Annotated in this window: 6 protein-coding genes and 2 pseudogenes; 3 read left to right on the top strand and 5 right to left on the bottom strand. The window is 65.5% G+C overall.

The annotated features are described in order from the left end of the window. The 3 genes from BJF87_RS20085 to BJF87_RS20075 form a co-directional block, all read right to left on the bottom strand. Positions 1 to 970, bottom strand: a 970-nt coding sequence (locus tag BJF87_RS20085) for a cation-translocating P-type ATPase (protein ID WP_139319564.1), incomplete at its 3' end; no start/stop codon positions are given. 47 nt (positions 971 to 1,017) lie between these two features. Continuing rightward, positions 1,018 to 1,986 carry a hypothetical protein gene (locus BJF87_RS20080; RefSeq protein ID WP_035755515.1) on the bottom strand — a complete coding sequence of 323 codons (969 nt, stop codon included), beginning with the start codon at positions 1,984 to 1,986 and terminating at the stop codon, positions 1,018 to 1,020. 90 nt (positions 1,987 to 2,076) lie between these two features. Then, the gene (locus BJF87_RS20075; protein WP_035755517.1) at positions 2,077 to 2,283 is read right to left on the bottom strand and encodes a heavy-metal-associated domain-containing protein; all 207 of its coding nucleotides are present in this window, start codon (positions 2,281 to 2,283) and stop codon (positions 2,077 to 2,079) included. Between the two features lie 371 nt (positions 2,284 to 2,654). Between BJF87_RS20075 and BJF87_RS27250 the strand changes: the two are divergent. Further along, a pseudogene (locus BJF87_RS27250) lies at positions 2,655 to 4,699 on the top strand (cytochrome c oxidase assembly protein). Here the strand turns inward: BJF87_RS27250 and BJF87_RS20060 are convergent. Further along, entirely contained in the window at positions 4,637 to 6,883 is a 2,247-nt protein-coding gene (locus BJF87_RS20060) for a cation-translocating P-type ATPase (RefSeq protein ID WP_055476901.1), read from the bottom strand. The pseudogene BJF87_RS27250 and the gene BJF87_RS20060 sit on opposite strands and share 63 nt — an antisense overlap. A 162-nt stretch (positions 6,884 to 7,045) precedes the next feature. Here BJF87_RS20060 and BJF87_RS20055 point away from each other — a divergent pair, with 162 nt between their 5' ends. Next, the gene (locus tag BJF87_RS20055; RefSeq protein WP_055476900.1) at positions 7,046 to 7,417 is read left to right on the top strand and encodes a BlaI/MecI/CopY family transcriptional regulator; all 372 of its coding nucleotides are present in this window, start codon (positions 7,046 to 7,048) and stop codon (positions 7,415 to 7,417) included. A gap of 4 nt (positions 7,418 to 7,421) precedes the next feature. Continuing rightward, a complete protein-coding gene (locus tag BJF87_RS20050) occupies positions 7,422 to 8,354 on the top strand; it encodes a M56 family metallopeptidase (RefSeq protein ID WP_055476899.1) in 933 nt (310 codons plus the stop codon). 357 nt (positions 8,355 to 8,711) lie between these two features. On the opposite strand, the pseudogene BJF87_RS26180 reads toward BJF87_RS20050, so the two are convergent. Further along, positions 8,712 to 8,916 (bottom strand): annotated as a pseudogene (locus BJF87_RS26180) (hypothetical protein); the annotation flags it as partial.

Genomic DNA, 8,916 nt, shown 5'->3' with positions numbered 1-8,916 from the left:
CGGCGTTGACCGTTGCCCCGGTGACGGTATCGCCCGGACCGACTTCGACCGGCAGCGATTCGCCGGTGAGCATGCTGGCGTCGATCGCCGAGGTGCCCGACACGATCTCACCGTCGGTGGCGATCTTTTCTCCCGGCCGCACGATGAACTCCTCGCCGACCGACAACTCGTTGATCGGGATCCGTTGTTCGTGGCCGTCTTTGATGACGGCGACCTCTTTGGCGCCGAGTTCCAGCAGCGCCCGCAGCGCTGCACCGGCCTGCCGTTTGGAGCGTTTCTCGAAGTAGCGGCCCGCGAGTACGAACATGGTGACCCCGGCGGCCACCTCAAGGTAGATGTTGCCCGCTCCGTCGGAGGGCGCCACGGTAAAACTGAAGCCATGGGTCATCCCGGGTGTGCCGGCGGTACCGAAGAACAGGGCGTACAACGACCACAGCAACGCCGCACCGGTACCCACTGAGATCAGGGTGTCCATGGTGGCGGTGCCGTGACGCAGGTTCACCCAGGCCGCGCGGTGAAACGGCCACGCCGCCCACACGATGACCGGGGCGGCCAGGGTCAACGAGGCCCACTGCCAATAGGTGAACTGCAGCGCCGGGATCATCGCCATCGCGATGACCGGTACCGACAGCACCACCGCGCCGATCAGACGAGTGCGTAATGCCTGCAGCTCGGGGTCGCTGGCGGCCTCATCGGTCGCCGCTGCGCTCGCATCGTGATCGGTCTGCGCCGACGGCGGAAGCGTGGCCTGGTAGCCGGCGTTCTCGATCTCGGTGATCAGCAGCTGCGGATCCAGATCACCCGAGGTGGTGATACGCGCCTTCTCGGTGGCGTAATTGACTGTGGCACTGACACCGTCGAGCTTGTTGAGTTTGCGCTCGATACGCATCGCGCACGACGCGCACGTCATTCCGCTGACGGCGAGTTCGATGTCTGACCCGGCCGAGCGGGACGGGGAGGTGGTGGTCATGAGGACTCCAAGACGTGGGTTGAGCCGGCGGGATGGATGACGGGCGGTCAGTGCCCGGCGTGCTCAGGCGGGACCGACGCAGACGACGCCGGAGACGACGAGGATGTCGCGCTTGCTCGAACACGCTCTGCAGCGGTGTCGACGACGAATGTCGCGGTGTGTACCTGTCCGTCGACCTGGAAGTCGAGATAGAGCAGGTAGCGGCCCGGTGTCGGTGCGTTCGTCGCGAACCTCACCTGCGGCCCGGACAACTGCCCTGGCGTGGGTGTCGAGCCTTCGGGATGCACGTGCAGGTAGGCCAGGTCGCCATCGCGCAACGCCACCAGATGCCCGAAGGCACCCAGATACGGCTGCAAGGTGGTGACCGGCTGACCGTTGCGACTCACGGTCGCAGTCAGCTCTGAGTCGGTGCCGGCGTGCAGCTCACCGGTCAGCTCGACCTGGAACCCGGCCACCTCCGACCGCCGCGACTCACCGGCTGGTGGGCGGGGTTGATAGTCGCCACCCACCTCGAGAGTGCGTGTCAGCGTCAGGGTTTCACCGGTCGCTGCCGGAACGAAATCGGCATACACCCGGTAGGTGCCGGCCGTCTGCCACTGCCATGGAATCGACCACCGCCCAGCAGCATCCACCGTGGGGTGCACGTGGCGGAATGCGGTGCCGTCAGACCGGACCACGATCAGGTGCAGTTGTTTGTCGTGTTCCACCGTGTAGTCGGTGACCGCCGAACCGGCGGGGTCGGTGATCGAAAACGTCAACACGCCCGCCTGGCCGGTCTGCGCGGGCGCTGCGAGTCCGGAGAGCAGATAACCCCCCGACCCGACGGTGACCCCGCGCACACCCGGCGTCGCGGCGGCAGACGAGGCCGGTGCGCTCTGGTGTCCGGCGTGCGCCGGTGAGTCCGACCCAGTAGCGCCTGACCGGTCCGGGGCCACCGCGGCTGCCACGGTGTAGGCGGCCACGAAGACCACCGCCAGCGCACCAGCGAAAAGGCCCAGCTTAGAAGGGACGTTCATTGTCATGTTCCTGTCTGTCAGGAGATCGCCCAGCGACGCTGCGCTGCCGAGGAGAGCCGGGCCACCACCGGGGCGGCCCGGCCCGCGACCTCACTCAGCGAGTTGATAACCGGCTTCTTGCACCGCGCTGCGGATAGCGTCACGCTCCAGCGGAGCGGAGCTGTCGATGGTGACCTGGCCGCTGGCCACGTCCACGGCGACATTGGTTACACCGTCGAGGGTGCTGATCTCTTCGCGTACCGACGAGGCGCAATGTCCGCAGGTCATCCCGGTGACAGTGACGGTAGACGTACTCATAGCGATGCTGCCCTTCCCTTCTGGCGATACCCCGGACGGCCGTATCCCGACCCCACCCGCGGCAGTGACAACTGAGCCACTCCCACCTTGGTACCATACCCCCCTAGGGTAATCAACGTCCGACGCTGGTCCGACACTGATCTCGAAGGCGGACCAGCGTCGCGGCGCACCCGGGGGAGCGGACAGACCGGGGATGAGGAGTGGGCGCCCGAACCGATCCTGCGAAAAATTAGGTAGGGGCCCGCGCGGACGCGGCCCCGCAGCGAACCGAGGCGGTGGCAAGCAAGCCGAGAATCAGCCGCGACTACCAGTTCTTCAGTCCGTGCGCCGTAATTACTATGCGCAGTAGTAGCATGTAGGTGGTGGGTGATATGAAGCCGTCGACGGAGGCGACCGCACCGTCAACTCCGCACGGCGTAGCCGTACCCCGGTTGATGGCTGCACTGCTGGTCGGTGGGCTAATTGTGGCGCTGGTGATCTACGCCTGGATCTCCGGCGCCAGTCGCTACGTCGAAAGCGCAGATCCATATCCTGGGGCGGGCACAGCTGTCGCCGATGTGGTCGGCAACTTCGCTGGCTTTGCGTTGGCTGCGGTGATGCTCGGGGGACTGGTCTCGATGGTGCTCACGGCCGTGCCTGACTCGCAAGGCTTCATCGACGCTGCGGTCTATCCAGTGTTTCGCCGCGTCCGCCGCGCCGCGGGGTGCTCTGTGGTCGTTGCGCTATTCATGGCTTTCACCGCGGCCGCAGACACCACCGGCGTGTCTGTGGGCACGATGGTCTCGAGCGGCAAGGTCGGTTACGCGTTCAGTGTGAGTTTGCCGGCGCTGGCGTGGCTGGTCGTGGCGGCAGCGGGTGTCGTGGTGCTGATCGGTTCGGTGTCACTGCGGTGGTCGATGCAGGTGGCGCTGGTGGTTCCCGCGACGGTCGGGGTGCTCGCGCTGCCTGTGGTCGGTAATGCCGCGCAGGGGCCTGACCACGATTACACGACCGGCGCGGTGATTGTGTTCGCGGCGAGCTTGGCGGTGTCGGTGGGGCTGCGGTGGGCCGACCGGTTTAGGGCTCGTGGTTTGGGGTCGGCGACCATCGACAGGGCGGCCGACCGACGTGTCAGCTATGTCGTCTTGGGCGCCGATGTGACAGCTCTGGTGGGCGCGGTGTGTGTGGTGGTGCTGCTGCGGACTCCGGGCGTGTGGTCGTCGGCTTTCGGTCGCGCTGCGGGGCTGTTGGTGGGTGTACTGGCGGTGCTTGTGATCGCCGATGTTGTGCGCCTGCGCCGGGGTGTGCCGATGTCGGCAACTGCTTCTTCCCTTGCCGCGGGGGCTGCGCTGGCAGCGGTGGCGTGTTGGGCGGTGATGGACACCCGGGTCGCACCCGGGTTGATTGCCCACCCATTCACTGCGTGGGACGTGTACCTGGGTTATTCGCTTCCTGGCCCGCCCGGTGTCGGGTCGCTGGTGTCGTTGTGGCGTGTTGATCTTGTGGTGGGTGTGGCAGCGGTGGTGAGCGCCGTGGGATATGTCGTAGCCGCCAGGCGGGAGCGGGGCGGTGGACATCGCTGGCCGATACGGCGGACCGCGTCATGGGTCACGGGCTGCGCTGTGGTGGTGGTATCCACCAGCTCCGGATTGAAGCCTACGGCAATGCTCTGTTCAGCGTGCACATGGCCGAACACACGGCTTTGACCATGATCGCACCTATTCTGCTGGTGGGTGGCGCACCGATCACGTTGCTGTTGAGGGTGCTGCCAACGGCAGGTAACACTGGTGGAGCGGCGTGCCGGCGGGGACTGCTGACTCTGCTCGGCTCTGGAGGCGTGCACCTACTGCTCAATCCAGTTGTCGCGTTCGCGTTGTTTGTGGGCTCGTCGTTTCTGGTGTACTTCACACCGGTGTTCGACGTACTCGTCCGCTACCACTGGGGGCACGTCTTGATGAGCGTGCTGTTTATCACCCTTGGGTACCTGTTCTTTTGGGTCTCTGTGGGGATCGACCCGGGCCCCAAGCAGTTGCCGATTCTGGCGCGCCTAGGTCTGCTGTTCGCCGTCATGCCTTTTCACGCCATTTTTGGTATCGCACTGATGACCTCCACGACGGTGATCGGTGAATCCTTCTACAGCCAGTTGCAACTGCCGTGGGGTCCCGACCTCGCGCGCACGCAGTGGGCGGGCGGTGTGGTGGCCGCAGTGATCAGCGAGATTCCGATGGTGGTGGTCTGCCTGGTGCTGTTGGTGCAGTGGGTGCGTGCCGAACGCCGGCCCGATCTGCCCGAGTCCGTCGCCATTGATGGCAGCGACTCTCGAACCGTCGCAGCGATGGTGTCTCAGCTGGCACCGACCCAGCAACTGTCACCCTCAGTGGTCTACACGCGCGAAGTTCTGCAGACGCAGGCTGTTGGAGACGACGAAAAACGATGACAAGGCCATTGCCGCCCCGGCGATCAGGGGGTTGAGCAGTCCAGCGGCAGCAAGCGGCAGTGCGGCGATGTTGTAACCGAACGCCCATGCCAGATTGGTGCGCATCGTCCGTCGGGTGGCCGAGGCGAGGTGCAGGGCCAACGCGACGGTGGTGAGATCGTCGCGCACCAACACGATGTCGGCGGCGCCGATAGCGACATCGGTACCGCCACCGATAGCAATGCCCAGATCCGCCGAAGCCAGAGCGGGCCCGTCGTTAATGCCGTCACCGACCATCGCCACACAGGCACCGCTCCTGCGCGCGTCGTCGATGATGGCCACTTTCTCAGCCGGGAGCACCCCGGCGGTCACGTCATCGATGCCGACCTGCGCTGCTACGCGCTGCGCTGCGCCGGCGTTGTCGCCGGTGACCAACAACGTGCGAAGTCCCATGCGGTGCAACTCATCGACTGCCTGGCGAGCAGAGGGTTTGGCGCTATCGCGAATGTCGATGAGGCCCCGAACTGCATCGTCGACCGCGACGTACACCGCGGTGCCACCAGAGCGTTCGACGTCAGCGCGCTGCGCGTCGAGCGCGGCAGGCACCGCAGCGGTACGGGCAATCCACGTCGGCGAGCCCACCTGCACCCTCAGGCCGTCGATCACTCCACGCACGCCACTGCCGACGTCGGTGACCACCTCGACCGGTGCAGGAAGGGACTGCGGACCGGCCGCTGCGGCGATAGCGGTAGCGATGGGGTGGCTGGTGTGCTGCTCGAGTGTCGCGGCCCAGCCAAGGATCAACTCCGTGCTGTTGTTGTCGACGGTGTACACGCCGCTGACCTGAGGTCGCCCATTGGTGAGAGTGCCGGTCTTGTCGAAGACCACCACATCGATCGTCCCGGACAGTTCCAATGCGGAATGCCCTTTGAGGAAGATTCCCAGTTGGGCGCCGCGCCCGGTGGCGATCACCAGGGCCATCGGCATGGCCAGGCCCAGCGCGCACGGGCAGGCGATGACCAGCACGGCCACCGCGGCGCTCACGGCGTGCTCCCAGGACGCTCCGGTTAGTGACCAGCCCACGACAGTGCTCACAGCCAGGGCGATGACGCATGGTACGAAGATCGCGGCGATACGGTCAGCGACCCGTTGAGCGCGGGCCTTGGCCATCTGTGCGCTATCGACCAGCGCGATCATCTCCGCAAGGCGTGTGTCGTCACCGACTGCAGTGACTTCCACCCGTAATCGCCCGTCGAGGCAGGTAGTGCCCCCGACTGCGGTGGAGCGGTGGTTGGCTGATACTTGCACCGGCGTCGTCTCTCCGGTCATCGCACTGAGGTCCACACTGGCTGTGCCCTCGATCACATGCCCGTCCGAGGGAATGGTCTCACCCGGCAGCACGATGAGTCGTTGACCGACTTTGAGTTCCGCCAGGGGTATGAGCATGCTCGTACCCCCTGCACACTCGACGCGGGCCTCGGTTGCGCGTAGCGCGGCCAGCGCGCTCAATGCCTGGACAGCTTGTGTGCGGGCACGCGCTTCGTAGTAGCGTCCCGCCAGCACGAAGACCGTCACGCCGGCGGCAACTTCGAGGTAGATCGAGTCACTGGAGAAGATCGCTGACCACACCCCCTGACCCGCGGCAGACATCGCATCGGCCGAGAACATCGAATACATCGACAGGGCGGTCGCGGCCAGCACTCCCAGGGAGACGAGCGTGTCCATCGTGGCCACACCGGTCCGCAACGTACGCACCGCGGTGCGGTAGAACGGCCACGCACAATAGGTCACGACTGGTGCGGCAAGCGCCACCAACACCGCTTGCCACCCGGGAAAACGCAGGTCCGGGATGACGGCGAGCACTACGGAGAGGTTGGCCAGCGGCACGAACAGGGCCAGCGCGACGATCAGTCGGGTGAACAGCGCCTTCGCCGTCGACGCATCCTCGTTGACAGGAGGAGCCTGCTCGGTCAGTTCCGTAGCCGAATAGCCTGCCGTGTGAACAGCGTCGATCGCATCGGCCACGCCTGCGTGGCTATCGAGTTCCACGGTGGCCCGCCGAGTAGCGTAGTTCACCGAGGCGCGTACGCCGTCAATCTTGTTGAGTTTGCGTTCCACTCGGGCTGCGCACGCACCGCAGGTCATGCCACCTACATCGAGTTGGATGCGGCGGGTCGAGTACGTGTCGTCAACGAGGTCGGTCACGAGTGGCGCTTTCAGTAGGCGGTGAGGTGAGTCATGGCACCGCAGGAAATGCGAAAAGTGTGTCAGATGGTGGCGGCCAACCTGGCGAAGCCACCTTCGGCTACTAAGCAGGGTAGTTTGTTCTAGACTGGCAGCAAAGACAAGGCGATCAGGCAGGCGACGGTGACTCAATTGGGTTCGTTGGAACGCGCAGTGATGGACGTGCTGTGGGGCGCTTCTGCGGCGATGAGTGTGCACGACATTGTCGATGCGTTGGCCGATCGCGATCTGGCGTACACGACGGTGTTGACCGTGGTAACCAATCTGCACAAGAAGGGCTTCGCCGGACGCGAGAAGATCAGCCGCGCCTACAGGTACTTCCCGTTGCAGTCGCGGGAGGAGGCGACGTCGCAGACACTGCGACGGGTGCTCGATGCCAGCGGCGATTCCACGGCGGTCCTGATGCATTTCGCGCGGATGGTTACCCCCGAGGAGCGCGAGGTCCTTAGCGAACACTTGTCCCGGACGCGGACGGATCGTCCGAGAAGGCGCTGAGAGTGTGAGCGTTGCTTTGGCCCACCTGGTGGGCGCGGCCGTGCTGGGTGTGTTGGGTCCTTACGTTCTCGACCGATTGCCACAGCGATGGTCACCGCGGGTAGTGATCACCGCATGGGTCAGCAGCATTGCCACTGCGGTGGGACTGCTTCTCCTGTCGGCGCTGTCGGCCTTATGGCCCGATGCGCCGCCTGCGGAGCGTTTCGTCGACACGTTGGCTCGGTGCGCTGGCGCTGTCCTGCATGCGGTGCGCGACGATTTCAGCCAGGTGTATGGCATCACCGTCGCCGTCGTGCTGTTCGCCGTGGTCGCTCGCACCGCGATGTCGTGCGCTCGTCACACGCGCGATGTGCAACGTGTGCAACGCCTTCATCGCGACGTCGTTGCGGTGGTAGGCAGCACCGAACCCGATACCCCCGACGTACTCTGGATCGATCATCCCCACCCCATGGCCTACTGCGTCGGCGGACGCAGCGGTTTCGTGGTAGCCACCAGCGCGCTGCGCACACGCGTGCCGGCCGAGGCGCGGGCAGCAGTACTGGCACACGAGTTCGCCCATCTAAGGTCTCGTCACGACCGGGTCCTGGCGGTCTGCGACGTCATGGCACGTGCTCTGCCCTTCGTACCGCTGTTTCGGCGGGCGCCAGCGGCGGTCGCGGCCCTGATCGAAGTGGATGCCGACATGTCGGCAGCCCGGGTCACCAGCACGGCTGCGGTACGCAGCGCACTGGCCCATGTCACCGGTCAGGGCGTAGGCCCCGGGACCCCCATGCAGCACTCCACGCGCTACCGGCTGCGCATGCTCGACAATGGCGTGATCGAGCCGACCAAATCGAAGTACGCAGCGGCGAGTGTACTGCCACTTCTGGGTGCCGCATTGTGTACCGTTGCAGCACTTCCGGTGCTCTCAGTTGTTGCGCATGGGCTCACCGCGTGAGTCCCCGCACCGCCACGTTCACTCTTCAGCAGTTAGTGTCGCAAACCCGGTGACGTTTCGTTCATCTGCGCCACCGGTAACGACGACCTTCACCGGCGCGTGTCTCATGGTGTTGCGCGCACGCCCCGCGCGCGCCGCCCCCGCGAGGCCCAGAGTGCATCTTCGCCATCGGACCCGCCAGCCGAGAGACTGTCGCAACAGGATGCATAATCCACGTCACCAGGGTCATACCGGGATCGCGTCAGCTATGCATCGGGGCGTGCAGTCTCGACATGGCCCACGTGGCGCTGTGCAGCACCACGCCCCGCAGGCAAGGCTCTGATCACGCAGAGTTGGGCCGATGGATGACGCGACCGGCTACCGCCGCAGCGCACGGCCGCGCGCTGGTTGTGCTGTGCGGGCCGCGATCGCGGCTGCTCCGCGGGCCGCGCAGGCTGCCGCGGTCGCCGCGATCAGCCACAGCAGCAGGGGAGTGCCCTGAGCGAGGACAGAACCCGCGAGCAGGGTCAACGCAAAGGTCATCAACGCGGTGTAGCCGACTGCGAGGATGGCGAACCATCGA

The sequence above is a fragment of the Gordonia sp. CNJ-863 genome (genome assembly GCF_001942325.1).
GTDB lineage: Bacteria > Actinomycetota > Actinomycetes > Mycobacteriales > Mycobacteriaceae > Gordonia > Gordonia alkanivorans.
The sequence above is the reverse complement of the archived record's forward strand: the minus strand, read 5'-3'. Positions and strand labels throughout refer to the sequence as shown.